The following is a 22690-nucleotide window of genomic DNA, read 5'->3' as shown; positions in this document are numbered from 1 at the left end:
TTCCCTCCTAGGCCTGGCTAAAACAAAATAGCATCAGCATGTTGATCTACATTGTGCTGCTTCCAAATTATGGAGCGATAATGGCCAAGTTATTATCTTCCAATTGTCTGCGCATATTTAAATGTCGCGAAGTAAGATGATAACATATATCATGGAAACATCAAAATGAACAGCACCATCACAATGAATGATAACTTTGGTGAAAAGCAGGAACCCGATGCTCACGGGCAAGCTGCATTACTTCTTGCCGAAAGTATTCTTCACGCATTGGTAGAGTCAAATACTATTTCGCTCGATGAGGCCCTTTCGGTTATTCAAACAACTTGCGAGGTAAAGGCCGAAGTTGCGGAACGCACCGGCGAGTCAAGCCGCAGAATGCACGAGTCGCTCGGGCTGTTGCAAGAGATGTCCAAAAGCTTTTCGGCTGATTCACCGTGACCATCCATTCCTGGTAATTAGCCTCGGCCGCGCAAGCTCCCGAAACCCGCTGGCGGGCTCTGTCAGAGCGAAAGCACCGTGCTGACGGAATGCGTGTGATAGGCTAGGGCGGCGCAATGCCCAAAAACCTTAAGCCAGCCAGCCCTTTCCGTTACTTGAACTCTCCGCCGGAGATCATCAGGCTTGTGGCGATGATGTACGTCCGCTTTCCGCTGAGCCTGCGGAACGTCGAGGATCTGCTGGCCGAGAGCGGGATCGATATATGCCACGAGACAGTGCGGCACTGTAGGAACCGGTTCGGCCCCTTGTTCGCCGGTGATAATCGCCGCCAGCGAGTGAGCCGGATGAAGGGCTTCCGCCAGTGGAAGTGGCATCTCGATGAATACTATGTGAAGATCAACGGCGATATGCATTACCTCTGGCAAGCCGCCGACCAGGAAGGCGAAATCCTCGAGAGCTACGTCACCAAGACCCGCGACAAGCAGGCAGCCCTCAAATTCATGAAGAAGGCGCTGAAGCGCCATGGAAGACCAACGACGATCACCACCGACGGTCTGCGATCCTACAAAGCGGGAATGACCACCCTCGGCAATTCCGACAAAGAGGAGGTTGGACGGTGGGCCAATATCCGGGTCGAGAATAACCATCTGCCATTCCGGCAAAGGGAACGCGCCATGTTGCGGTTCCGCCAGATGAGAGGTTTACAAAAGGTCTCTTCTGTCCACGCCAAGGTCCACAACCACTTCATTCTCGATCGCCACCTCACTGACCGCCAGACCTACAAGACTACCCGCTCAGCCGCACTGGCTGAGTGGCGAAACCTCATGGCCTGAGCTGACTGCGGGGAAGGGCGGACTTCGCCAATCGGAGACGAGTTGCGATTAGACTGACAGCACCAGCATCGCACCAGAAGTGAAAACGGCGATTGCCGCCAACTATCCCAAGGACCGTGCAACGGGATTTGCCGCTGGGGATTTGCGGGGCGCCATGCTGGTCACGCGGTCAGTGCGCTGACCGACGGCCGGCGAGGCTACTTTGGATGCGAGCGTCAGTCCTGTATCACGGCATAGCCCTTGAGTTGAAGGGTCGCCAAGGTGGTGATCGCCGATACATCGACCCGCACATCCGGGTTCAATTCTTCCTGTGCGAACCCGTTGGCAGCCATCGATTGTCCGCACAGCCGAACGCTGACCCCGGCGGCAGTCAGTTGCCGGATCAATTCTGCATTGGGGTTCGCCTCGCCCTCAAAGCGCTTGGCAAAGGCGGCTTCGCTCAGGGTAAAACTTACCGCCGGGCTGTGGACCGTGACGACGATATCCCCGGCCTGTGGCGTGGCACCGTGTCGCGCCAGCAGGTTCACCATCCGCGCGACCCGTTCCAGCCCCTGATGCACCTCACCGGACTTGCGGGCGGGCCGAGACACGTCGAAGACGATCCTGTAACGCAGGCTGGGATCGACCGCTTCAAAAGGATCAGCAATCTCTGCAAACTTGCCGCAATCCGGGATCAGCGGAGCTGATGACTGAGCAAAAGCAGGTGACGCTGCGATCATGGCGAAAAGGGCGAGAGATTTGATCATCGAAACAGTCCATCCCTGTGGCAGCCATTGGGCCTCTAGCGTATCATGACCCTTGGGCACGCGATTGGAACAAGAACATCGCAGATCTTCTGGATTTTTGGCGATGAAACGGCAACTTCTTGTCGGCATGATGATTGAAGGCGCAACCGCGGCTTGTATCTTCGTGTTGGCTGATTGGCGTGGCTCGCCTTCCCTCAGGACCGCCCTCCGTTCCGGTGCAACTTCAAGCGGCCGGGGCGTTTAGTCCTTCTTCGGCGGCCGATGCGCCAAACGATGCATTTGGGGATGCCGTTCGCTTCGGCGAACAGCTGATGACCGACACGGCGACACATGCGCCGCAATATTTCGGCAATGGTCTGGTGTGCAGCAATTGCCATCTTGATGCCGGCCGTAAAGCCGCAGCCGCGCCGCTGTGTGCGGCGTTCGTCAACTTCCCCGCATTTCGCGCCAAGAACGGCGAAATCAACACCTTTCAGAAACGTCTGCAGGATTGTTTCCTCTACAGCCTCCATGGCACGCCGCCGCCGTTGGGCAGCCGCGAATTGATCGCCATCGAAAGCTATGCCGCTTTCATGGCGCGCGGATTGCCAAGCGGAATGTCGCCCTCAGGACGCGGGTATCCAGCAATCAAAGCTCCGTCGTTGGCGCCGGACGATCGGCGGGGCGGCAAGGTCTATGCTGAAAAATGCAGTGGCTGCTGCGGCGCGGATGGCGCGGGGCAGAAAATCGCTGGCGGTCCGGTTTACCCGCCGCTGTGGGGCCCACGTTCTTATAATTGGGGCGCGGGCATGGTGCGGATCGACAAGGCTGCCGCCTTTATTCGCGCGAACATGCCGCAAGGGGGCGAGGGCAGCTTGTCTGTGCAGGAGGCATGGGACGTAGCGCATTACATCGACGGCAAGACCCGCTCGCAGGATCCGCGCTTCACCGCCAGTGCAGTCGCGACCCGTGCACTTCACCAAGATACGCCCTATTCGCGATATGGGACGGTCGTGGGCGGAGTGTTGCTGGGCGCCCCTTCCAACACACCGCCGTCGGGACCAAGCCGCTAGGGCCCCGCATCGTCCAAATGCGCTTATGTCGAGCCACGGGGTCTTGCCGCTCCCTTCGTTTGAGGATCGGGTGGAAGGATCAGCTTGAGCGCGCAGATGTGCTGTGCGCAGGGAAGGCATGCTGCAGGAATGTATCCGCGGTGGTTTCCGCTGCCCGGCCGCACTGCTGGCGCATCAGAGGGTTGTTGGGCGGGGCGGCGAGCATACACTCACCGGACTGTTCGGTTATCTAACGCATACATCCCTTGTCCCCGCACCATAATCGTAAGCGGTGTTTTCAGCCCACGTGAGCGTGCGGCAGGAGCTCTTCGATGCGCGATGCGGGATGACCATTGGCGAGGCTGGTTAGCGTTGCGGTCAGCCAGGTGTGCGGGTTGATGCCGGTGAGTTTGCAGTTTTCGATCAGCGTGGCGATCACCGCCCAGTTGTCGCCGCCCTCGTCGGAGCCGGCGAACAGCGCGTTCTTGCGGTTGAGAGCCAGCGGGCGGATGGCGCGCTCGACGACGTTGTTGTCGAGATCGATGCGGCCATCGTCGAGGAAGCGTGTCAGCCCATCCCAGCGTTTGAGGGCGTAGCTGATCGCTTCGCCGAGCTTCGCCTTGGCGCTGACCTGCCGACCGCGTGCTTCGAGGAACCTGTGCAGGTCGTCGATGATCGGACGGCTGCGCTGATCGCGGACGTCGCGACGTTCGTCAGCAGGTAGCCCGCGGATATCGTCTTCGATGGCGTAGAGGGAAGCAATGTGGCGCAGCACGTCGGCGGCCACGGGCGAGCTCTCGGCCAGCTCATAGAACTTGCGGCGCACGTGCGCCCAGCAGAAGGCGAGGCGGATCTGTTGATGACGCCGGGCAAGCGCGGTGTAGGCGCCATAGCCATCGACCTGCAGGATGCCTGCGAAGCCCCGGAGATGCGCTTGCGCTCGCTCAGCCTTGCGATCGGCGGCATAGACATAGGCAACCATCGGCGGGTCAGCGCCGCCCCATGGCCGATCATCGCAGGCATAGGCCCAGATCTGGCCGGTCTTGGTCTTCTTGCGCCCCGGCTCGAGCACGGGCGCGGTGGTCTCGTCGGCGAATAATCGCTCGGATCGTCGCAATCGCTCAAGGATGTGATCGCGGATGGGCCGCAAATACCACGCCGCCCGTCCGGTCCAGTCTGCAAGGGTGGAACGGTCTAGCTGGATGCCCTGCCGGGCATAGATCTGCGCCTGCCGGTAGAGCGGCAGGTGATCGGCATACTTGGACACCAGCACTTGCGCGATCAACGCTTCGGTGGGGATGCCGCCTTCGACGATCCGTGCTGGCGCTGGAGCCTGCACGACCGCGCTCTCGCACGAACGGCAGCCATAGCGCGGACGGCGGGTGACCAGCACGCGGAAGGTGGTGGGGACGACATCGAGGCGTTCAACCACATCCTCGCCGATCTGGTGGAGCGCGCCGCCGCAGCACGGGCAAGCCTTATCTTCGACATCGACGATATGCTCGATCCGCTCAAGATGGGCGGGCAGCGATCCGCGGTTGGTCTTGCGCGGGCGTTCGCCCTTGGACTTGGGCACTGCGGCATCACGCGCAGCCTGCGCGCTGCCCAGCGCGGTCTCGATATCCTCCAGCGCCAGCTCGAACTGATCAGGATCGAACTGCTCAGACTTGCGGCCGAACCGGTGCCGCTGGAACGCTTCGATGATCGCCTGCAGCCGTTCGATCCGGGCATCGGCCTTGCCCTTGGCATCGCTGAGATCGGCCAATGCGCGGGCCTGTTCGAGGACGAGCGCACGCAGCGCATCAACGTCATCGGGAAGGTCGGCTTCCATCAGCATATGCAGGTTGAATCAGGCTCGGTGCACCCCGTCAAGCAGCAATCTGGGGTGCGATCGGGCGGCGTCCGCCGTGCACTCTGCGCCAGTCCAGACCCTCGAGTAATGCGCCCAGTTGCGCCGCAGTCAGCCGCATCACGCCCTCCTGGATCCGGGGCCACTTGAAAGCACCTTGCTCTAGCCTCTTGGCCATCAGGCATAGGCCTGTTCCGTCCCACCAGACGAGCTTGATCCGGTCCGCGCGCTTGGCGCGGAAGACATAGATCACGCCGGAATAGGGCTTGCCGCCATACTCTGCTGCCACCAGCGCGGCGAGCGAGTCTGCTCCCTTGCGGAAATCCACAGGACGCGTTGCCACCATCACCTTCGCGCCGGGCGCCGGGCCGATCATCGTGATGCTCGAAGGGCGGTGATTACCGCGGCGATCGTATCTGCATCAGCGCTGCTGCCGACCCTGACCAGCACGCCGCCGATCTCCAGCTCGATCGCCGCGGGCTCGGCCCGCCGACGTCGACGTGGTCTGACAGGGTCAGGCGCGATCACCGCCGGCACGAATGCAGGGTCTTGCCGTTCCAAGGCAACTGAAACAGCCACACCGTGATCCCTGCACCGCCTGATCAGCGCTTTGCGCCATCCGTATATCTGGGAAGGATCCACTGCGTGCCTGCGAGCAACTGCAGTGACCGGCTCGCCGCCAGGCCAGCACTCCGCAATGATCGAAGCCTTCTCCGCGTCGGACCAGTCGCGGCGCTTGCCGGCGCCAGTGAATACCTCGAACCGCTGAGCGCCCTTGCTCACAGGATCATCACCAGAGATTATCATAGGAGCAGCGCCTCACCCAATATCAGGGTGCAGAAACTCGGCGCTTCACATCAACCGCGCAAGGTGGGCTCGGGACAGCGCTTACCCATAATCAGGGCCAAAGCCCCGAGTATCGCAAGATTCTTTAGTAACGGGCCGACATGGCCGGGTGCGACATGGATCGTGATTGTGATTGGCACTAGCGTGATGAACAGGGCAATCACCGAGACCCGTCGCGGAGAACAATGCTGCCGCGAGGAAGCTTACCACCTTGGCGGAACCGGCGTTCTTGATGCGCCTATACAACCGTATCGGACGAGCGTCCTATGGCACGTAGATTTTGGAGAGGATGCGATGTCTGCACCCGAGGTTTCAATTCGCGGGACGTCGTCGCACACCGCCAAGCAGGATCCTTTTCTGGGCGAGATGGTCATCAGGAACTGTGCTGGTATTCTTGATTACAGCCACGTTTTGGGCCGCATGCTACATCACCTCCAGCCACCAGTTGAAGCGTGATAAATTGACCCATGGCCTTACGGGACATCCTAGAAACGATTGATCGGGATACCTGCGATCCCGTCAAGCAGGTGTGCCTGACGATCGTTGACAGGCTCGCGGCCATAAGCCCGGATCAACTCCAGCGACTTACATTCACGATTCTGGCTGATTTCGCCGGCACAAGTCCCGACGCCGACGATCTACATGCGGCCCTCACCGCATTGACCACCATGCAGCACAGCCCGTTGCAGCTGTATTTTGTGTTCTACGATGCGGCAGACGACCGTGAAATCGCGATTTCTGCCTCTGACGTGATCCAATCAGTCGATGAAGGCATGCCATTCGCGTCCGCGACCTGCTGACCGTCCTGAACACCACCAGCGGCAGCGTTGAATAGCCGCCCTCTCACCATTCGCGAGGTTGAAGCATTAGCGCGGCGCGCTGGCATGTCTCGCACGCAAGCCTGCAAGCTGGCTACCGTCACCAAGGGATGCGCCATCATCGCGCTAGCTGGCCCCGAAACCACCACCGAAAGGACATGACATGACCGATGAAGAAAAGAACACCCGCGCCTTGTGTGATGAGATTGCGCACCGCGCGTTGGCGCTGATGCTCGAACAAGGGGCGACCCTTGGGGTGGCGATGGATCGCATCCTGACATTCTCAGCGGCACAGGTGGTGGTCGCGGATGGCACCGTGAAGGCTGGCGCGGTGTTTCGGCACATCGCGGACATGATCGATGACGGTGTGCTGACACACCTCGAACCGTATCCTGGGAGCATGAACCGTTGACAAAACGGCTGAAATATGCGACGGCCCTCTTCGTCAACTCGCGGCTGTCCGCGTCTAGACACCAATGCTTTCGCGGCTGTCCGCGCACATTGGCTGAAAACCGGGCTTTTGTCCGACAGCTAAGGTGCGTCTAATGGACTTTGCGGCCTCCCCTTTTGAAATCAAATCGCTTGGCGAGAAGGGCTCTATCGAAGGCTTGCTTGCGGGCTTCGATAATGTTGACTCGCATGGTGACAGGATTGCGCCGTCTGCCTTCAAGCGTACCCTTGCCGAGCGTGGCAATCGACCGCTTCCTATGCTCCTGCACCATGACCTGAAGCGCCCGATTGGAGCGTGGAAAGAATGGCAGGAAACACCGGCTGGGCTTTACGTCAAAGGCTCGCTCACCTTGTCCACACGCGATGCGCAAGAGGCGCAGGCGTTGGCCAAGGAAGGCGCGCTTACCGGCCTTTCAATCGGCTACCGGACGAAAGCTGCACAGCGCGACCAGCGCACCGGCGATAATCACTTGCTGGACCTCGACCTGATCGAAGGCAGTCTTGTGACCGTGCCGAGCAATCCAAAAACCCATGTGTCTGCGATCAAGAGCATCACCAGCGCCGCCGATATTGCGGACATGCTGCGCGCTGCTGGCGTCTCAGGTCGCAAGGCCAAGGCACTAGGCGATGTCGTCCTGCGATCCGGCCGGAATTGGCTGATGGCGAGCTTCGAAGACGACATCACCAATCAGGGGATCTTAATCGGCATCCTTGAACCCTGCCAGGTCAGGCCAGGGGCACCGATGATCCATGTAAACGCCGATCGCACGCGCGCTCTTGAAACGAACGCTGCAGGTCCATTTGTCGACGGTCCGGTGCCACGGCTTGCTAGGTTGACGGATGGCGCCGAGCGTGTCTGGTCCGAAGTCGTGCGCCGCATGCCTTCGTTTACAACCGACGGAGGGGAATTCCGGTACGAAAGCTGGGAAATGCACCTCCTGCCGACCAGTGCGACTAGCAACTGACCCGCAATCAATCCAACCTTGTTTTTCATCAGGCGGGCGGTGCTTTTCAGCGGAGCAGTGCCAGCCTACCTTTGTCCAAAGGTATGGCACATTGGCCATTCACCGCACTTGCTAGTGCTAACCTTGCTGATGATCGTTGGCATTAAGCCAAAATTGCCCCCGTTACCCGAAGGCCGAATAGGGCAAAGCCGAATGTCACCTTTCAGGAATCTGGCGCTCGTCATCTGATGACCGATGGTGGGTGGATTCCTGCCGCTGCACACCTCTCAGGGAACGTGAACGGAACCAATCTTCAAGCGCGAGCAATCTGCCTCGTAGACTTCGGCGTGCAGAGTGAGGTCGCTGACCGGCTCACTTACTGTCGAGAGGTCCACCAGCACCTCCCAATAACCGCCCGCCCAGCGATAGATGGAATGATGCCACGTGGCTTCATCGAGCGGTGCAAGGCGATCTCCATACGCGGCAACGTTCGCAGCTATATGATCGGCAGTATCCTGATCGACCGGCTCAACCCCTTCGACGTGCGACTTGCAGAGTTGGAAGTCGCCAGCGGCTAAAGCAGCAGCAATCTCTGCGAACTTGGCGCGCCATAGCTTTGGCACCGAATGTTCAGCATCATCGATCAGCGCCATCGGCTTACCTCCAAAAAAAGGTTTTGTATGATGCGGCCAATGGCAGCAATTGGTCGCTTCCAGAATGGCAGGAATTTTTCAGAAGGGGGGGCATAGTCGCCGGTCGCGGCGTGAGTTAGGCAGCGTCGGCTGCTAACCAGCGCAACCCAGACAGTGCTCAAAAGGGAACGGCGGCTCACGCGAAAATCTGCCGATTGCGTGCAGCTGAAGCCACGGGGATACGCATTGACAAACTCGGGTACATCCAATGTGAATTGCGCTAGCCAAAACTTACGATTAACCTCGGCCTTCTGCAGTGCAGGACGCAAGACCGGAACCGGTTAACGTGGCGCTCCGTTACACCAGGTCTACGGTCGCTTGCGGAAGAACCGGCGTTGCAAAGCAGCCGATCGCAATCTTGCCATGATGGACGTTACAAATCCTTTAGGCGATTGAATAAGATAGTCTGCTCGGGCAGCAGGAATATGAGCGGTATTACAGCTTGCCGCATCGAATCACAGCCAGGTGCTCCTGCGGAGGAAACATAACGTGTTGTCTCGCCGATTGATGATAGCCAGTGTTGCGGCAGCAATAGCAGCGCCCGGTCTTCCTTCGCCCCGCCCCGCGTCATTGCGAGCGCAAGCACAAGTCGGGGGTGGTGCAATCCCGCGTGACCCCGCTATGGCTGCTGAGGCGCCGCCCGTGCGCCTGGGCGACACTATTTTCACCGCCGATGATCCCGATGCCTTGTGGCAAAAGGCGGGGGCGCACACGGTGCGGGTGTTCCTGCGCAAGGGTCCATGGGCGCTGATCTGGTATTTGCAGGCGGCATCCCCGGTGGATGGCAAGCCGTTTGATGTGGTGGTGGTAGAGCGGCAACGCTGGACCAGTTTGGCAGCAGAGACTCCAGCGGTCAGTTACCAGGCGAGCGTCTTTGGTCGCAGCTTCCCGCTATACGGCCATGGCGACTTCCAACGCTGGGTCGTCGCATCGCGCGCCTGGCCTGTCTCCGATCGTGAATTGAACCGCTGGCAAGCCTCCGGCCTGTTGTTGCCGTGGGGCATCGGACCAAGGCTGCAGGCCCCATCACAATGGTCCTATCTGGACCCGGTCCCGGACTACACGCCGCTGGACAAGGGCGGGCTTACGCCGGCCATGGGGACCACAGGATTGCGCGATGAAGTGGGGCCGATTGTCCACCGGCAGGCGCGCTACATCATCGAACGCAGCGCAGAGATGCGGCGCGTCACCATGAACTACGGGCTGACCGCGGCATCGATCCCGTGGCATGTGCGCGGGGCCGATGGATTGCCGCTGCTGCTCGATACACCCAATACACCGCTGAAAGTGCAGCAATATTATCAGAATTACCCCGAAGAAAGAGTCATCGGCGTAAGTCCCGGGATGCGGTTTGAATGGGACATCGATAACGCGCACCGCCCGTGCCCGGCGTTCATTCCCGCGTTGCTGTCCGAATTGCATCCGTTCTTCGTTGAGGAGCAGGTATTTTCCGCGTGCACCGTGCTGAATACTGTTACCCCCGATTATCGCGGTGCCAGCGGCAAGCTGGTTGATCAGGATCAGGGCCGCGATTGGGCGTGGTCCATGCGTGATCTGGTGTTGGCCTATGCTTTGCTCCGATCCATGCCAGCGCTTGACTGGTTGCCATCGGCAGACCGTTTTGATGCAATCCTGTCTGCCAATCTGGACCGCGCGATCAGGGCACTTGCGGTGCCGGGGATGGGGCAATTGGGGATGTTCTGGGAAGGCGATGCCGGTGACAGCCAGCCCAATCCGACATTCTGGGCATCGCTCCGGACAGGGCAGCGACCTGGCGTCTACACAGGCTCAATCGTCTACTACATTGGTTATGTGTTGGATTGGGGGCGGCGATTGCATGGCGATCCGCGTTGGTCCCAATTGCAGGTCGCCTTTGCACAGAGGTTTCTGGCGCGGCGTTTTCTTGCGACCGGGCCTTACTGTTTCCTCAATCTGCCCGCGCGACTGGAGGGCCGATGGTTCAGCGATTGGCGGCAAATGGCACAGACACTGGGCCTGCCTGCCGATATTGCGCGCCAGCCATGGGTGAGTTTTGATCTGCCGGTGGATGATCCGAGCGCGTATCCCTACACCACCGAATATCCCGCGACTGTCTATCATGGCCTGAAACTGGCGCAGGCAACGGGGGCCACCAATGCCGATGTCGATACGGCGATCGCGCTGATGGAGGCGCAGATTCGCCGGGGCGATGAGGAAATCTATCCGGCCTTTGCGATGCGCCATTCACGGTAATGCGGTGCGCAATAGGGAGTGTGTGAGTGACGGAATTGGCGGATGCGACAAAACGCCAATGAAGTCGTGCTAAAACTGTTGTGACTTGAGCATCGTCGTCTTGCTTGCGGCCCTGTGCCAGCCCTGCGATGTTCGCGTTCGGGATGTCTGCTTTGCACGCGCAAGAGCCGGCAAGCGGATCGGCCGGTGGCAGCCCACCTGAAGTCGCAATTTGTGCTCGCCGCGCAAGGGGGATGAAGAGCGGTTTTTAACGGTGGACTGGCCGCTGAACCGATCAGGCAGGAACGGCCGCTAAGTCCCGGACCTGGGCATTTTTTTGCAAATTGCCAACCTCATCCTCTTTACGGCGATCCAGCGACGATCAACTATGGCGGATTGGAGGGCATAAAGCCCGCTTCAGACCAAGTCCGCGACCGAGCCCCGGACAGCGCCTGCAGGCAATGCCTACTCCGGTTGGCTGCAGCATATCCTTCAACATGGGGCGCTCGTGGCCACGGTGGACCTGGCGCTGGCCAATCGATTGCTGTCCAATAGATGCTTATTTCCGAGCCACCGGTTGCAGCGGTAATCCAGTCTGACCAAGCAGGCGTGATGGACGTCAGCTTCTCCAGCAGTTTCAAGTTGAGGGCGATATTCCACCGCGTTGCGCTGTTTGGCTTGATCTGGGGCGCGTTGGTGGCGGGTGTGGCGCGGGCCGCATGCGGCTGATCGGATGATGGCTGCGCAATTGATCGGCACTGCAGGCGTTGCTCTCATGTTGGTGGTGGCAGCGCTGGGGAATTGGGCGGTGCTGCTCGCCGCATTGACGCTGGCAATGCTGGCAGGGCTGTGTGTCGTGGGACTTGTCAAAGCGCGCAGCAGCGATGGTGCAGGCGATCCTGAAGACGTGCCGCCGCCTGTTGCGTTGGGTAAGCATCGGCACCAGAGCAGGGCAGACAAGCCATGACCTTGGGTGATCTTGCAACCCATGTGTTTGCGGCTGCAGGGGGTGGTATTATTCATGACGGGCACCGCCGGGCTCATTCGTTTTTCCTGATGTGTTCAGCCGGTTTCACGCGCTGACCAAGGCGGACAATCTGGGCCTTGGATTTATCGCGCTAGGCCTTGCTTTTCAGGCGCCAGGCTGGCCTGAAATCATCATGCTGGCGCGGGGCACAGCCGCGCAGCTGACGGAGCGCGACGAATGGTGGCGCTAGGCTTTCATCTGGCGTTTTATGCTCTGGTGCTACCGCGCGCGTTCTGGCCGCGCTGGCAGGTGGCGGGGTGGCGCCGGCGCGCGACGATGGGTGGGATCAAAGGCTCGGCCCCCTGCAACATGCGAGGCCGGGCGGGGTGATGGTCAGTTTTGGCCGAGCGCTACCGCCGCTGGGTCTGTTGTTCGGTGCGTTTCTGGTGTGGTCGGGTGCAGACAATAATGGCGGCGCATTCCAGGGCGGTATGGTGCTTGCTGCTGGTGGCAGGCCCGGCGGTGTTTATTGTTTGCGGTGTGGCAGGCGGTTTGTTGTGGGGCGGGTTTCTCACCTTGCCGCAGCCTTATGCCAAATTGATCATCCTGGGGATCGAGACGGGTTTGACCATTTCGATCGCGGCCACGCTGGCACTGTTGGCGATCGGCTTACCCGAGGCTCCCGGAGCAACGCGGGCAAAAGACGATACGGCATGAACGCGCTTGCGCCTTTGGCGGTGCTGGCCAGTTTCACTATCCTGTGGACTTCGTTACGGGCGCTTGATCAGGGCGAGGTGAAAAACGGCCTTGCGTTCTCCACTGTCAGCCAGGTGAGCCATATCGTGCTTTGCGCGGCATTGGCAGGGCTGCTGGCAATGGCGGGCGCACTGGTGCATCGTGTGCACCAGGGGTTGTTGAAGATCACGCTGTTTTTCTGTGCCGGGATATTTGACGAACGCGCCGGAGCAAAAAAGATCGAGGGGCTCAACGGGCTTGGCGCGGCGATGCCGTGGAGATCGGTGTCTTTTTCATTAGGCGCGATCGAAGTGGGCAAGCCTTGGGTGGTCGGCGTGCGGGTTGCCTCAACCCTGCTTGACGCAGCGTGTTTTCTGCCGCTGGCTTATCGGTTGTGGTTCATGCCACGGGCGGATGATGCCAGAGTTGACGATCATGCAGAACGCGGTGCGATGGGTATGGTTGCGCCTGCCGTGGGCTTGCTGGCGGCCAGCGCGCTCAGCCCATTGAGGTGGGCCAGACGGATTGTGACGGGGGGTATCTGGAATGAACATGCCCGGCCCTGTTCTGATCGGCCAATTCTGGCCCTTTGCAGTGCTGGTATGGCCGTTGCTGATCGGGTTTGTGCCGTTGCTGTCTGGGAGAGTGCGGCCGAGGCTGTGGTTGTAGCTGTGGCTGCTTCCGCTCGCACCGGTGCCCGCCTTGGGTTTTGCGATTGCGGGCGCGCCGGGCACGGCGGTTTTGCCCGATCTGCTGCTTGGCACAGCACAGCACAGCACTGGGCGCAGTGCCGGGCGGCGCATTGCTGATCGGAATGACTGCTGCGGTGTGGGCCGTGGCCGGATGGCATGTCGCACTCACCTTTGGTGGGGGCCGCAACAACAGTGTTTTTGCAAGTTTCTGGTGCCTCACGCTGGCGGGCAATCTTGGCGTGTTTCTGGCGCAAGATATTGCCACGTTCTACGTTGCCTTTGCTGCCGTGTCGCTCTCGGCCATGGTTTATGGTGGTGCATGATCGCACTCCCGAGGCGTCATTACGGCAATGGCCGCTTGCCGAAGTGATGCTTCCCGCAATAACGCTGCCGATGGCGCTTGCGCTGGTTGTGGCGTGGCCGACAGTGGCATCGCGAACCACGCGCGCCGTTCGCCGACGAGCGGGACACCGATTTTCCGGGAACGGTATGGCGAATGAGCGACTCATTCCTAAAGATCCACGCTGCCAGGGTCGTCGCGAGAAGCTGCGCATTCAAGGCCCATGTGAAAGTCGCTTGGATTCCGAAAGGCGCCCGTTCTGACAATAACTTGCCAGCAATATGCGTGCCCATCGCTTTCATGCCGAGCGCGCCATATTCTTGCCAGATATGCAGAATTGCGTTGGGTGAACCTGATGGGTTATCTGACCATGATCGTTCCCGGAGGTGTCGTGATGCTAGGAGATCAAATCTTTACCGCGTTCAGTGCGCTGGGCTTGACCGTCGCCGCGCAATTGGCTGGCCAGACCTCTGCCCCCCGAAGCATTGCGCCTGATGCCGCAGCACCGTCGCCGGATAGTCCCTTGTTGGACCGGGCAGCACGGGCGCAATTCAACCTTCAGGCCGTGCAGGCAGGCACACGGTCGATCGGGGATCTCACCGCTCAGGAACTGCAGGATGTGATCGATCTTGATCGATTGCTGCGCGGCGGCGCGCTCGATACCCGAAATCCGGTCCAGCGCTGTGTCGATCAGGAAGTGCAGCGGCTCGGCGGAAACCCGTCGCGGCTCGCTTGGCGGGTGATCGACCTCAAGTGTCGCGATGTGGGTTAAGCGCGGCCGGCTTACCCCCGCGCCACATTCTCCAGCGGTTCCGCTGTGACCGGATAGCCAGCGTCGCTGAGGATCGTCAGCCATGACTTGCCGTCCTGCTCTACCACCTGCGGCATGATCGTGCGCACGGGGATCGCCTCTGCCTGAGCGCGCGCTTCTTCGTAGCTCGCAAACAGGGCAAGGCGTTCAAGATTGCGGCGGGTGGGGAAGATCAACTTGATCTCGCCGCGCTCCGCCGCTTCCAGCGCGCCGGCGGCACTGATCCAGAACAAATGAGTGTTTTCCGCATGGTCGATCGAAACATCGACTGCGCCTGTGCCAAGGTTGGCGAGATAAAACCGCGTGTCATAGATCCGCGCAATGGCCTCGTTCTTCGGGAACCAGCGCGCAAACGGCGTGATCGCTGCCAGATCAAGCCGCCAGCCGAAGGCATCCAGCACCGGGGCAAGCGCCGCCGTTTGCGCCAGCATCGCCCGTGCCTTCGCGGCGCGGGCCGCGTCGATATCGCCAGCCAGCCCCAGCGCGAGACCGGTTTCCTCCAGCGTCTCGCGCACGGCAGCAATCTGGTGCGCGGCTTCATCGGGCGCGACGCCCATTTCACCCGCTACCGCTTCGCCCAGCGCATAATCCGCCGGATCAACGCGGCCGCCCGGAAACACCGCCATGCCACCTGCAAAGGTCATGTTGCGCGAACGCACGGTCATCAGCACCTCCGGCGCGCCGCCATCGGGGGCGTTTCGAAAGATAATGATGGTGGCGGCGGGAATGCCTTCGGGGCCAGAATCGGAGGATGTGTCACGGGTCATCGCGGCAAAGAATGGCCGCGCGGCGAGCGCTTGCCAAGTGCCAAGGCGATGTCCTGCCGGATTGGGTCGTGGGTGTCGGGATGCTTTACAATCTGTAGCTTCGCCGGATTGCGCCACAACGAAAAAACCTCAGATTTCCGTCATTTTTGCAGTTTGGCACGCGTTGTGCAAAGATTACAGCGGTCCCGAATGGTCTTCGATACGAGGCGCGACCCACCCTGGTCTCCGGGTTTCGCCTCAGCCGAAAACAAACAAGCGCCCCGCACTGGTCCTGCGGGGCGCTTTTCTGTTGGGGGCGTGCGCTTGACCCTATCTCATTAGGCAGACGTAAGCGTCAGGCGACCTTGGCGACGCCGCTCTGATCCATCAGCTGCTGCAATTCGCCGGCTTCAAACATTTCCATCATGATATCGCTGCCGCCGACGAATTCGCCCTTAACGTAAAGCTGCGGAATGGTCGGCCAGTCGGAAAAGGCCTTGATGCCCTGGCGGACTTCCATGTCCTGCAACACGTCGACGCTTTCATACGCGACGCCGCAATGGTCGAGGATCGCGATGGCACGGCTGGAAAAGCCGCATTGCGGAAACAGCGGCGTGCCCTTCATGAACAGCACAACATCGTTGCTGGTGACGAGATCGGAAATGCGGGTATTGGCGTCGGACATGGTGCGTTGCAGCCCTTGATTGTGAATGTTGCGTTTTACGTGGGGACCACGGTGGTGACTTGCAAGGCGTGCAGTTCCCCGCCCATGCGCCCGCCGAACGCGGCATAGACCAGCTTGTGCTGCGCCACCCGGCTCAATCCGGCAAATTGCGGCGCGGTGACGGTGGCGGCCCAGTGGTCGTCATCGCCTGCCAGATCCCTCAGTTCAACGGTTGCCCCAGGAAGGGCGGCAAGAATTGCGTCTTCGATGGCGCTGGCGGACATCGGCATGGGTCAGACCCCGCCGAGCAGCTGGCGGCGGGCTTCGATCGTCAATTCTTCCAGCTTTGCGCGGATGTCAGCCTCGGTGATTTCTGCTTGCCCTGCGGTCAGATCGCCCAGCAACTTGCGCACCACGTCTTCATCACCCGATTCCTCGAAATCGGCCTGCACCACCGCCTTGGCGTAGGCGTCGCTTTCTTCCGGGGTCAGCTTCATCAGGCCTGCTGCCCATTCGCCCAGCAGGCGGTTGCGGCGCGCAGCAATGCGGAAGGCGGTTTCGCCGTCGAGCGCGAACTTGGCTTCTTCAGCGCGTTCGCGATCCTTGAAGTCGGTCATTATGCGGGAGTCCCTTCCGATACGATCTGTGGCCTGCGATAGAGGCGGGCGCGCGTGGCTTCAAGCGGGAAGCCGCGCGCATCGCGCTCTAATCCATCGTCACCACAAGCTTGCCGACCGCTTCGCGCGCTTCAAGCTTGGCGATGGCATCGCCAGCGCGGGCGAGGGGGAAGGTTTCACTGACCAGCGGGTCAATCTTGCCCGCTTTCATCAGGTCGAACAATTCACCCACCTGCGCGTGGAAGGCTTCCGGTTCGCGTGCGGTAAAAGCGCCCCAGAACACGCCGCAGATGTCGCAGCTTTTCAGCAAGGTCAGGTTGAGCGGCATCTTGGCGATCCCGGCCGGGAAGCCGACCACCAGGAAGCGGCCTTCCCACGCAATTGCGCGTAAGGCCGGTTCTGAATATTGCCCGCCGACGATGTCATAGACGATGTTGGCGCCGTCCGGCCCGCAGGCGGCCTTGAACGCGCTGGCGAGCGCCTTGGACGCGTCCTTGTCCATCGCATCGCGCGGGTAGATCACGACATCATCGGCCCCGGCCTTGCGGGCGACCTCGCCTTTGGCTTCGGAGGAGACTGCGGCCACCACGCGCGCGCCATACGCCTTGGCAAGTTCGACTGCCGCCAGCCCGACGCCGCCCGCCGCGCCCAGGATCAACACGGTGTCGCCCGCCTTGATATGGCCGCGATCCTTCAACCCGTGGATCGTGGTGCCGTAAGTCATCAGCAGGCTGGCCGCTTTCTCGAAGGGCACGCCATCGGGCACCTTGAACATCCGCCCGGCCAGAACCACGATTTTTTCCGCAAGTCCGCCATTGCCGATCCCGGCCAGCACCCGGTCACCCACGGCAAAGCCTTCGACGCCATCGCCCAGCGCTTCGATCACGCCGGAAATCTCGCCGCCGGGCGAGAAGGGGCGCTGCGGCTTGAACTGGTACATGTCGCGGATGATCAGCCCGTCGGGATAGTTGATCGCGCAGGCCTTCACCGCGACCAGCACCTCGCCCGTGCCGGGGGTGGGGGTCTCGATCTCGTCGAGCGTCAGCGTCTCAGGCCCACCGATGGCGTGGGTGCGAATGGCTTTCATGATGTCCTCTCCCTTGTGGAATATGTCAGGCGGCGGTGCCGCGCATCAGCCAGGGCTGGGCAGCGGTGCGGGCGGCCTCGAAACCGCCAATGGCCTCGCCCCGCGCCATGGTCAGCCCTACCTCGTCGAGACCGCCGAGCAGGCAATCCCGCCGGAACGGATCGATCTGAAACGTGAAGCGATCCTGATAGGTCGTGGTGACAGTCTGGTGTTCGAGATCGACCGTGATCGGTTCGCCAGCCCGTGCAACGTCGAGCAAGCGGTCGACGGCGTCTTGGGGCAGCACGACGGGCAGGATCCCATTCTTGACCGCGTTGCCCGAGAAGATGTCGGAAAAGCTGGGGGCGATCACCACCCGCAGCCCCAAGTCACCCAGCGCCCATGCGGCGTGTTCGCGGCTTGACCCGCAGCCAAAATTGTCGCCCGCGATTAGCAGGGTCGCGTCCGCATAGGCCGGATCGTCAATCACATTGCCCGGTTCCGCCCGCAGAGCCTCAAACGCGCCTGCACCAAGCCCTTCGCGTCTGATGGTCTTGAGCCATCTGGCCGGGATGATGATGTCGGTATCGACATTCTTGAGGCCAAGCGGAATGGCACGGCCTTCGACGCGGGTGAGCGGTTGCATGCGGCGCGAGTGTCCTTAATCGGTCTGCGGCGGCTCGCCTGAAGGGATCGGGCCGGGCTGGGTCGGCTCGTTCTTCTTCTTGCGCTTGCCAGCATACATCAGCGCTGCGGCAATCGCGGCCGATCCGATCGCTCCGGCTGCGGCAATCGCGGCGTTGCGGGCGTTGTTGGTTTTGGGCTTGTCGGTCATGGCGTATCCTTGCGCCTCGGGCGCGGGGGTTTCAAGAGAATGTCGTCAAACCAGGGTGCGCACATCGGCCAACCGCCCGGTGACAGCGGCAGCCGCCGCCATTGCGGGGCTGACGAGGTGCGTGCGTGCGCCGGGGCCTTGTCTGCCGACGAAATTGCGGTTGCTGGTCGATGCGCAGCGTTCGCCTGCCGGAACCTTGTCGGGGTTCATGCCGAGGCAGGCCGAACACCCCGGCTCGCGCCATTCAAAGCCCGCGTCGGTAAAGATCCGGTCAAGGCCCTCTGCCTCGGCCTGCGCCTTCACAAGGCCTGAGCCGGGGACCACGATCGCCCAGCGCACGTTATCAGCCTTGTGGCGGCCCTTGAGCACGCCGGCAGCGGCGCGCAGGTCTTCGATGCGGCTGTTGGTGCAGCTGCCGATGAAGATGTTCTCGATCGGGATCTCGGTCATCGGCGTGCCGGGGTTGAGGCCCATGTAATCGAGGCTCTTCTGCGCGGCGACGCGCTTCGATTCATCGGCAAAGTCATTGGGGGAGGGCACGCGCCCACCGATTGCCACCACGTCTTCGGGACTGGTGCCCCAGGTGACGCTCGGCTCAACATCAGCAGCGTTGATGACGACCGACTTGGCGAACACCGCGCCATCATCGGTGTGCAAGCTGCGCCAGTAAGCAACCGCCGCGTCCCACTCAGTGCCCTTCGGGGCCATCGGGCGGCCTTTGAGGTAGGCGAAGGTCGTATCGTCGGGCGCGATCAGGCCCGCGCGTGCGCCCGCCTCGATGCTCATGTTGCAGACCGTGAGGCGTTCCTCGACACTCATCGCCGCAAACACGGCGCCGCGATATTCGATCACGTAGCCGCTGCCGCCCGCCGCACCGATCTGGCCGATGATGTGGAGGATCAGATCCTTGGCGCTGATGCCGGGGCCAAGATCGCCTTCGACCCGCACTTCCATCGGGCGGGATTGCTGGAGCAGCAGTGTCTGTGTCGCCAGCACGTGTTCAACCTCGCTGGTGCCGATGCCGAAGGCCAGCGCGCCAAGGCCGCCATGGCAGGCGGTGTGCGAATCGCCGCAGACAATGGTGGTGCCGGGTAGCGAGAAGCCCTGTTCGGGGCCGACAACATGGACGATCCCCTGTTCCTTGGCAGTCGCGGGAATATAGCGGATGCCATGGGCCGGGGCGTTGGCTTCGAGCGCGGCCAGTTGCGCCGCGCTTTCCGGATCGCCGATCGGCACCGGCGCGCCGTTTGCGTCAACCCGCGCTGTCGTCGGCAGGTTATGATCGGGCACGGCGAGCGTCAGTTCCGGCCTGCGCACCGGGCGCCCGGCCACCTTCAGTGCCTCGAACGCCTGCGGGCTGGTGACTTCGTGCACCAGATGACGGTCGATATAAATCAGCGCCGTTCCGTCATCGCGCATCTCGACAACATGCGCGTCCCAGATCTTTTCATAGAGCGTGCGCGGGCGGCTGGCCATGATCGACAGTCCATCGGTTTGAGGCAAGGTGATGCCTTTGGATCACGTTCCCTAATCATCTTTGCGCCGCTGTTGCAAGATTGCGACGGTTTACCTGCACACGGTGATAGAAATTGTCATAATCTTGCGGTAGTTGACACTCATGTCAGCAAACGATTCTTCTGCCGCCGTCTTTCTTCACCCGATTACGGTGGAGCCGTCCGACATCGACTTCATGGGTCATGTCAACAATTCGCGCTATCTCAGCTGGGTGCAGGACGCGGTGTTGGCGCATTGGCGCGGGATTGCGCCAGCGGAAGATGTCGCATCAAAGGCCTGGGTCGCGCTGAAGCACGAGATTACCTACCGCAAGCCGGCTTTCCTTGATGATGATGTGATGGCGCAGACCGTGCTGGAACGCTTTAATGGCGCACGGGCGTTTTATTCGACGCTGATCAAGCGCGGCGAAGAGGTGCTGGCCGAAGTGCAATCGAGCTGGTGCTGCATCGATGCCGAAACCCTGCGCCCCGCACGGATCGGTGAACACCTGCGCACGTTCTTCTTTCCACAGGACGACGAGGGCAAGCAGTCAGCGAACGCAGTCTCTTAAGGCACCACTGCAACGGGCGTTGCAAGTTTCGTCGCAAGCCAGCCACGGGCTGGCGGTGGCTTTTGGGTTGAGGCGACTGTGGCTGCAGCCCAGTCTTGCAAATTCTGGATGAATTTGCGATTTCGCGCGCATTCGGATTGTTCCTCATGCCTGAGGGCAAGGCATGGGATGCAGATCACTGATGTCCGGTTACGAGTTTACACAGTCACGCAAATCCACGCGGCTGAAACGGAAATTGCGCGATTTCCTTGGCCCTTGGGGGGTCTTTTTTCAGGGGTTCATCGAACATCCGGTGATGGTCGGCTCGATCATTCCCTCCTCCGGCTTCACGATCAGGAAGATGCTGGGGCCGGTCGATTGGGACCGTTGCAGGTTGTTTGTTGAATATGGTCCGGGCGTGGGGACTTTCTGCCGTCCGGTGCTCGATCTGCTGCCGCGTGATGGCATGCTGATCGTGATCGACACCAACAAGCTGTATATCGATTATCTCAACCGCACCATCGGCGACAGCCGCTTTATTGCGGTTCATGGCTCGGCTGAAGATGTCGAGGAAATCATCCGCACGCACGGCCACGAACAGGCGGATTACATTTTGTCAGGCCTGCCTTTTTCGACCTTGCCCGATGGTCTTGGCCCCCGCATCGCCGAGGCCACGCACCGCGCCATCCGTCCCGGCGGTGCATTTCTGACCTATCAGTTCAGCAAGTCGGCTCAAAACCTGACCGCACAGCATTTTGACCGGGTCGATAGCGGGTTTGAATGGCTCAACATTCTCCCGTGCCGCCTTGCCTGGGGCTGGAAGGACAGCGAATAGCGCCACGGGCGGCGCTGCACGGACCATTCGACCTGCTGCATCACGACCTGTTGCAACCCGGCTTTGCGCAAACGCAATTGCCACGGGCGCCGCGGGGTCTATACGCATCTTCATGCTCCGCCAGCGCGTAACCTTTCTCTGATGAACCCGCATTTTGTCTTGCCCCAGCGCAGCCTCCAACGCGCGATCGGCCTTGCGCTGGCAGTGGCCATTGCAGGCAGCTGGCTTGGCATCCACGCTTACGGGATGTTCGTGTTCGAACTGACCTGGTCGAACTGGCCGTTCGCCCTGGCGATGGCGATCGTGCAATGCTGGCTTTCCGTGGGCGTGTTCATCGTCTGCCATGACGCGATGCATGGCACGCTTGTGCCCGGGCAACCCCGGATGAACGGCGCCATCGGCACAGTGCTGCTGGCGCTTTATGCAGGCTTTGCGTGGAAACAGTTGCGTGATGCGCATTTTGACCATCACAAATTGGCCGGACACGCAGGCGATCCCGATTTCGATGAACACCATCCGGATAATTTCTGGCGCTGGTACGGTACGTTTCTCCGGCGCTATTTCGGGTGGCGATCGCTGCTGTTCGTCCATACCGTCGTGGGCGTCTACTGGCTCGTGCTGGACATACCGATGGTGCAGATCGTCATGCTGTACGGCCTGCCCGCGCTCGGCTCGTCGCTGCAACTGTTCTACTTTGGCACCTTCCGCCCGCATCGCCATGTGCAGGGCGACGATGCGTCCGTCTTTGCCGACCGGCACAACACCCGCAGCGAAGCGTTCGGCCCCATCGCCAGCCTCGCCACGTGCTTTCATTTTGGCTATCATCTCGAACACCACCGCCGCCCCGATGTGCCGTGGTGGGCGTTGCCGCGCGCGCGCAACGCCGGGGTGGGCCTTACCGAATTGACTGAGAAGGTGCCTGCATGAGCTGGCTCGAAGTGTTTCTGACCGTGATGTCATCCCTGATCGGGATGGAGATTTTCGCGTGGGTCGCGCACAAGTACATCATGCATGGCTGGGGCTGGGGCTGGCATCGTGACCATCACGAGCCACATGATAACATGCTGGAAAAGAACGATTTGTTTGCGGTTGTCTTTGGTTCGATCAATGCCACGATGTATATCTATGGCGCGCTGTATTGGGACTGGCTGTGGTGGTTTGCGGTCGGGATCACGCTGTATGGGGTAATCTACACGCTGGTGCATGATGGCTTGGTGCATCAGCGTTACTGGAAGTGGGTGCCGCGCAAAGGCTACGCCAAGCGGTTGGTGCAGGCGCACAAGCTGCATCACGCCACAATCGGCAAGGAAGGCGGGGTGAGCTTCGGCTTTGTGTTCGCGCGCGATCCGGCCAAGTTGAAGGCGGACTTGAAGCGCCAGAAGGAAGCGGGCTTGGCAGTGGTGCGTGAAAGTGCCGGTGCCAACGGTGATGGTTTCGAGACGGTAGGTCGCAACCTTTAGGGGACGGCGCAGGCCGTTCG

30 protein-coding genes and 1 pseudogene are annotated in these 22690 nt (G+C 60.9%); 18 read left to right on the top strand and 13 right to left on the bottom strand.

The annotated features are described in order from the left end of the window. Positions 1–165: 165 nt before the first annotated feature. Both ACRANW_RS13770 and ACRANW_RS13765 read left to right on the top strand, forming a co-directional pair. Positions 166–438: a hypothetical protein gene (locus tag ACRANW_RS13770; protein ID WP_479432322.1), complete on the top strand. Its 273-nt coding sequence runs from the start codon at positions 166–168 to the stop codon at positions 436–438. Between the two features lie 116 nt (positions 439–554). Further along, on the top strand, positions 555–1271 hold the full coding sequence (locus ACRANW_RS13765; RefSeq protein WP_479432321.1) for an IS6 family transposase: 717 nt from the start codon (positions 555–557) through the stop codon (positions 1269–1271). A 215-nt stretch (positions 1272–1486) separates the two neighbouring features. Here ACRANW_RS13765 and ACRANW_RS13760 read toward each other — a convergent pair whose 3' ends face one another. Beyond that, the gene (locus ACRANW_RS13760; RefSeq protein ID WP_479432320.1) at positions 1487–2017 is read right to left on the bottom strand and encodes a DsrE family protein; all 531 of its coding nucleotides are present in this window, start codon (positions 2015–2017) and stop codon (positions 1487–1489) included. Between the two features lie 311 nt (positions 2018–2328). Here ACRANW_RS13760 and ACRANW_RS13755 point away from each other — a divergent pair, with 311 nt between their 5' ends. Beyond that, on the top strand, positions 2329–3069 hold the full coding sequence (locus tag ACRANW_RS13755; protein ID WP_479432319.1) for a c-type cytochrome: 741 nt from the start codon (positions 2329–2331) through the stop codon (positions 3067–3069). A 277-nt stretch (positions 3070–3346) separates the two neighbouring features. Here the strand turns inward: ACRANW_RS13755 and tnpC are convergent, their stop codons facing one another. The 3 genes from tnpC to tnpA are packed head-to-tail and all read right to left on the bottom strand — an operon-like array spanning position 3347 to position 5704. Continuing rightward, on the bottom strand, positions 3347–4885 hold the full coding sequence (tnpC, locus tag ACRANW_RS13750; protein WP_479431270.1) for an IS66 family transposase: 1539 nt from the start codon (positions 4883–4885) through the stop codon (positions 3347–3349). A gap of 31 nt (positions 4886–4916) precedes the next feature. Beyond that, the gene (gene tnpB / locus ACRANW_RS13745) at positions 4917–5273 is read right to left on the bottom strand and encodes an IS66 family insertion sequence element accessory protein TnpB (RefSeq protein WP_479431269.1); all 357 of its coding nucleotides are present in this window, start codon (positions 5271–5273) and stop codon (positions 4917–4919) included. After that, positions 5270–5704 carry an IS66-like element accessory protein TnpA gene (gene tnpA / locus ACRANW_RS13740; protein ID WP_479431268.1) on the bottom strand — a complete coding sequence of 145 codons (435 nt, stop codon included), beginning with the start codon at positions 5702–5704 and terminating at the stop codon, positions 5270–5272. The genes tnpB and tnpA overlap by 4 nt, the downstream gene beginning before the upstream one ends. 506 nt (positions 5705–6210) lie before the next feature. On the opposite strand from tnpA, the gene ACRANW_RS13735 reads away from it, so the two are divergent. The 3 genes from ACRANW_RS13735 (at position 6211) to ACRANW_RS13725 (ending at position 7976) form a co-directional block, all read left to right on the top strand. Continuing rightward, positions 6211–6543 carry a hypothetical protein gene (locus ACRANW_RS13735; RefSeq protein ID WP_479432318.1) on the top strand — a complete coding sequence of 111 codons (333 nt, stop codon included), beginning with the start codon at positions 6211–6213 and terminating at the stop codon, positions 6541–6543. Positions 6544–6724: 181 nt separating this feature from the next. Next, positions 6725–6973: a hypothetical protein gene (locus ACRANW_RS13730; RefSeq protein WP_479432317.1), complete on the top strand. Its 249-nt coding sequence runs from the start codon at positions 6725–6727 to the stop codon at positions 6971–6973. A gap of 133 nt (positions 6974–7106) precedes the next feature. Next, positions 7107–7976 carry an HK97 family phage prohead protease gene (locus ACRANW_RS13725; RefSeq protein ID WP_479432316.1) on the top strand — a complete coding sequence of 290 codons (870 nt, stop codon included), beginning with the start codon at positions 7107–7109 and terminating at the stop codon, positions 7974–7976. A gap of 266 nt (positions 7977–8242) precedes the next feature. Here the strand turns inward: ACRANW_RS13725 and ACRANW_RS13720 are convergent, their stop codons facing one another. After that, the gene (locus tag ACRANW_RS13720) at positions 8243–8608 is read right to left on the bottom strand and encodes a DUF7668 domain-containing protein (protein WP_479432315.1); all 366 of its coding nucleotides are present in this window, start codon (positions 8606–8608) and stop codon (positions 8243–8245) included. A gap of 660 nt (positions 8609–9268) precedes the next feature. On the opposite strand from ACRANW_RS13720, the gene ACRANW_RS13715 reads away from it, so the two are divergent. The 8 genes and pseudogenes from ACRANW_RS13715 to ACRANW_RS13680 all read left to right on the top strand — a co-directional run bounded on the left by ACRANW_RS13715 (position 9269) and on the right by ACRANW_RS13680 (position 14364). After that, positions 9269–10879, top strand: coding sequence for a hypothetical protein (locus ACRANW_RS13715; protein ID WP_479432314.1), 1611 nt, complete (start codon positions 9269–9271; stop codon positions 10877–10879). Between the two features lie 534 nt (positions 10880–11413). Further along, the gene (locus tag ACRANW_RS13710; protein WP_479432313.1) at positions 11414–11587 is read left to right on the top strand and encodes a hypothetical protein; all 174 of its coding nucleotides are present in this window, start codon (positions 11414–11416) and stop codon (positions 11585–11587) included. A gap of 4 nt (positions 11588–11591) precedes the next feature. Continuing rightward, positions 11592–11825: a hypothetical protein gene (locus ACRANW_RS13705; RefSeq protein ID WP_479432312.1), complete on the top strand. Its 234-nt coding sequence runs from the start codon at positions 11592–11594 to the stop codon at positions 11823–11825. Between the two features lie 85 nt (positions 11826–11910). Next, positions 11911–12075, top strand: a pseudogene (locus tag ACRANW_RS13700) (monovalent cation/H(+) antiporter subunit G); the annotation flags it as partial. A gap of 218 nt (positions 12076–12293) precedes the next feature. After that, positions 12294–12542, top strand: coding sequence for a hypothetical protein (locus ACRANW_RS13695; protein ID WP_479432311.1), 249 nt, complete (start codon positions 12294–12296; stop codon positions 12540–12542). Continuing rightward, positions 12539–13369 (top strand): proton-conducting transporter transmembrane domain-containing protein, encoded by an 831-nt coding sequence (locus ACRANW_RS13690; protein WP_479432310.1) that lies wholly within the window; start codon positions 12539–12541, stop codon positions 13367–13369. The genes ACRANW_RS13695 and ACRANW_RS13690 overlap by 4 nt, the downstream gene beginning before the upstream one ends. After that, positions 13318–13575: a hypothetical protein gene (locus tag ACRANW_RS13685; RefSeq protein ID WP_479432309.1), complete on the top strand. Its 258-nt coding sequence runs from the start codon at positions 13318–13320 to the stop codon at positions 13573–13575. The genes ACRANW_RS13690 and ACRANW_RS13685 overlap by 52 nt, the downstream gene beginning before the upstream one ends. A 372-nt stretch (positions 13576–13947) precedes the next feature. Then, positions 13948–14364, top strand: a complete 417-nt coding sequence (locus ACRANW_RS13680) for a hypothetical protein (RefSeq protein ID WP_479432308.1) — start codon at positions 13948–13950, stop codon at positions 14362–14364. An 11-nt stretch (positions 14365–14375) separates the two neighbouring features. Here the strand turns inward: ACRANW_RS13680 and ACRANW_RS13675 are convergent, their stop codons facing one another. The 8 genes from ACRANW_RS13675 to leuC all read right to left on the bottom strand — a co-directional run bounded on the left by ACRANW_RS13675 (position 14376) and on the right by leuC (position 19807). Beyond that, on the bottom strand, positions 14376–15170 hold the full coding sequence (locus ACRANW_RS13675) for an NUDIX hydrolase (RefSeq protein ID WP_479432307.1): 795 nt from the start codon (positions 15168–15170) through the stop codon (positions 14376–14378). Positions 15171–15504: 334 nt separating this feature from the next. Further along, positions 15505–15834, bottom strand: coding sequence for a Grx4 family monothiol glutaredoxin (gene grxD / locus ACRANW_RS13670; protein ID WP_479432306.1), 330 nt, complete (start codon positions 15832–15834; stop codon positions 15505–15507). 35 nt (positions 15835–15869) lie between these two features. After that, the gene (locus tag ACRANW_RS13665; RefSeq protein ID WP_479432305.1) at positions 15870–16103 is read right to left on the bottom strand and encodes a BolA/IbaG family iron-sulfur metabolism protein; all 234 of its coding nucleotides are present in this window, start codon (positions 16101–16103) and stop codon (positions 15870–15872) included. Between the two features lie 3 nt (positions 16104–16106). Continuing rightward, positions 16107–16430: a DUF1476 domain-containing protein gene (locus ACRANW_RS13660; protein WP_479432304.1), complete on the bottom strand. Its 324-nt coding sequence runs from the start codon at positions 16428–16430 to the stop codon at positions 16107–16109. A gap of 88 nt (positions 16431–16518) precedes the next feature. After that, positions 16519–17517 (bottom strand): NADPH:quinone oxidoreductase family protein, encoded by a 999-nt coding sequence (locus ACRANW_RS13655; RefSeq protein ID WP_479432303.1) that lies wholly within the window; start codon positions 17515–17517, stop codon positions 16519–16521. Positions 17518–17542: 25 nt separating this feature from the next. Continuing rightward, complete coding sequence (gene leuD, locus ACRANW_RS13650) at positions 17543–18142, bottom strand: 3-isopropylmalate dehydratase small subunit (RefSeq protein WP_479432302.1); 600 nt, start codon at positions 18140–18142, stop codon at positions 17543–17545. 15 nt (positions 18143–18157) lie between these two features. Next, on the bottom strand, positions 18158–18331 hold the full coding sequence (locus ACRANW_RS13645) for an LPXTG cell wall anchor domain-containing protein (RefSeq protein ID WP_479432301.1): 174 nt from the start codon (positions 18329–18331) through the stop codon (positions 18158–18160). A gap of 45 nt (positions 18332–18376) precedes the next feature. Next, entirely contained in the window at positions 18377–19807 is a 1431-nt protein-coding gene (leuC, locus tag ACRANW_RS13640) for a 3-isopropylmalate dehydratase large subunit (protein WP_479433958.1), read from the bottom strand. A gap of 142 nt (positions 19808–19949) precedes the next feature. Between leuC and ACRANW_RS13635 the strand changes: the two genes are divergently transcribed. From ACRANW_RS13635 to ACRANW_RS13620, 4 genes are all read left to right on the top strand, one after another. Further along, a complete protein-coding gene (locus tag ACRANW_RS13635; protein WP_479432300.1) occupies positions 19950–20396 on the top strand; it encodes an acyl-CoA thioesterase in 447 nt (148 codons plus the stop codon). A gap of 181 nt (positions 20397–20577) precedes the next feature. Beyond that, on the top strand, positions 20578–21210 hold the full coding sequence (locus ACRANW_RS13630; protein ID WP_479432299.1) for a class I SAM-dependent methyltransferase: 633 nt from the start codon (positions 20578–20580) through the stop codon (positions 21208–21210). A gap of 141 nt (positions 21211–21351) precedes the next feature. Beyond that, the gene (locus ACRANW_RS13625) at positions 21352–22137 is read left to right on the top strand and encodes a fatty acid desaturase (protein ID WP_479432298.1); all 786 of its coding nucleotides are present in this window, start codon (positions 21352–21354) and stop codon (positions 22135–22137) included. Beyond that, positions 22134–22670 (top strand): sterol desaturase family protein, encoded by a 537-nt coding sequence (locus ACRANW_RS13620; protein ID WP_479432297.1) that lies wholly within the window; start codon positions 22134–22136, stop codon positions 22668–22670. The genes ACRANW_RS13625 and ACRANW_RS13620 overlap by 4 nt, the downstream gene beginning before the upstream one ends. Positions 22671–22690: the final 20 nt, after the last annotated feature.

Source organism: Erythrobacter sp. 'gip.4 top 5', assembly GCF_056495765.1.
This window is presented reverse-complemented; position numbering and strand designations above follow the sequence as displayed.

Excerpts from the sequence above, each read along its gene's own strand:
- ACRANW_RS13630 (WP_479432299.1), top strand. The coding sequence starts at position 20,578 with ATGTCCGGTTACGAGTTTACACAGTCACGCAAATCCACGCGGCTGAAA.
- ACRANW_RS13705 (WP_479432312.1), top strand. The coding sequence starts at position 11,592 with ATGATGGCTGCGCAATTGATCGGCACTGCAGGCGTTGCTCTCATGTTG.
- grxD (WP_479432306.1), bottom strand. The coding sequence starts at position 15,834 with ATGTCCGACGCCAATACCCGCATTTCCGATCTCGTCACCAGCAACGAT.
- ACRANW_RS13730 (WP_479432317.1), top strand. The coding sequence starts at position 6,725 with ATGACCGATGAAGAAAAGAACACCCGCGCCTTGTGTGATGAGATTGCG.
- ACRANW_RS13655 (WP_479432303.1), bottom strand. The coding sequence starts at position 17,517 with ATGAAAGCCATTCGCACCCACGCCATCGGTGGGCCTGAGACGCTGACG.
- ACRANW_RS13680 (WP_479432308.1), top strand. The coding sequence starts at position 13,948 with ATGGGTTATCTGACCATGATCGTTCCCGGAGGTGTCGTGATGCTAGGA.
- ACRANW_RS13760 (WP_479432320.1), bottom strand. The coding sequence starts at position 2,017 with ATGATCAAATCTCTCGCCCTTTTCGCCATGATCGCAGCGTCACCTGCT.
- ACRANW_RS13695 (WP_479432311.1), top strand. The coding sequence starts at position 12,294 with ATGGCGGCGCATTCCAGGGCGGTATGGTGCTTGCTGCTGGTGGCAGGC.
- ACRANW_RS13720 (WP_479432315.1), bottom strand. The coding sequence starts at position 8,608 with ATGGCGCTGATCGATGATGCTGAACATTCGGTGCCAAAGCTATGGCGC.
- ACRANW_RS13690 (WP_479432310.1), top strand. The coding sequence starts at position 12,539 with ATGAACGCGCTTGCGCCTTTGGCGGTGCTGGCCAGTTTCACTATCCTG.
- ACRANW_RS13710 (WP_479432313.1), top strand. The coding sequence starts at position 11,414 with ATGCTTATTTCCGAGCCACCGGTTGCAGCGGTAATCCAGTCTGACCAA.
- ACRANW_RS13715 (WP_479432314.1), top strand. The coding sequence starts at position 9,269 with ATGGCTGCTGAGGCGCCGCCCGTGCGCCTGGGCGACACTATTTTCACC.
- leuD (WP_479432302.1), bottom strand. The coding sequence starts at position 18,142 with ATGCAACCGCTCACCCGCGTCGAAGGCCGTGCCATTCCGCTTGGCCTC.
- ACRANW_RS13770 (WP_479432322.1), top strand. The coding sequence starts at position 166 with ATGAACAGCACCATCACAATGAATGATAACTTTGGTGAAAAGCAGGAA.
- leuC (WP_479433958.1), bottom strand. The coding sequence starts at position 19,807 with ATGGCCAGCCGCCCGCGCACGCTCTATGAAAAGATCTGGGACGCGCAT.
- ACRANW_RS13660 (WP_479432304.1), bottom strand. The coding sequence starts at position 16,430 with ATGACCGACTTCAAGGATCGCGAACGCGCTGAAGAAGCCAAGTTCGCG.
- ACRANW_RS13665 (WP_479432305.1), bottom strand. The coding sequence starts at position 16,103 with ATGCCGATGTCCGCCAGCGCCATCGAAGACGCAATTCTTGCCGCCCTT.
- ACRANW_RS13735 (WP_479432318.1), top strand. The coding sequence starts at position 6,211 with ATGGCCTTACGGGACATCCTAGAAACGATTGATCGGGATACCTGCGAT.
- tnpB (WP_479431269.1), bottom strand. The coding sequence starts at position 5,273 with ATGATCGGCCCGGCGCCCGGCGCGAAGGTGATGGTGGCAACGCGTCCT.
- ACRANW_RS13645 (WP_479432301.1), bottom strand. The coding sequence starts at position 18,331 with ATGACCGACAAGCCCAAAACCAACAACGCCCGCAACGCCGCGATTGCC.
- ACRANW_RS13675 (WP_479432307.1), bottom strand. The coding sequence starts at position 15,170 with ATGACCCGTGACACATCCTCCGATTCTGGCCCCGAAGGCATTCCCGCC.
- ACRANW_RS13725 (WP_479432316.1), top strand. The coding sequence starts at position 7,107 with ATGGACTTTGCGGCCTCCCCTTTTGAAATCAAATCGCTTGGCGAGAAG.
- tnpC (WP_479431270.1), bottom strand. The coding sequence starts at position 4,885 with ATGCTGATGGAAGCCGACCTTCCCGATGACGTTGATGCGCTGCGTGCG.
- ACRANW_RS13625 (WP_479432298.1), top strand. The coding sequence starts at position 21,352 with ATGAACCCGCATTTTGTCTTGCCCCAGCGCAGCCTCCAACGCGCGATC.
- ACRANW_RS13765 (WP_479432321.1), top strand. The coding sequence starts at position 555 with ATGCCCAAAAACCTTAAGCCAGCCAGCCCTTTCCGTTACTTGAACTCT.
- ACRANW_RS13620 (WP_479432297.1), top strand. The coding sequence starts at position 22,134 with ATGAGCTGGCTCGAAGTGTTTCTGACCGTGATGTCATCCCTGATCGGG.
- tnpA (WP_479431268.1), bottom strand. The coding sequence starts at position 5,704 with ATGATAATCTCTGGTGATGATCCTGTGAGCAAGGGCGCTCAGCGGTTC.
- ACRANW_RS13635 (WP_479432300.1), top strand. The coding sequence starts at position 19,950 with ATGTCAGCAAACGATTCTTCTGCCGCCGTCTTTCTTCACCCGATTACG.
- ACRANW_RS13755 (WP_479432319.1), top strand. The coding sequence starts at position 2,329 with ATGACCGACACGGCGACACATGCGCCGCAATATTTCGGCAATGGTCTG.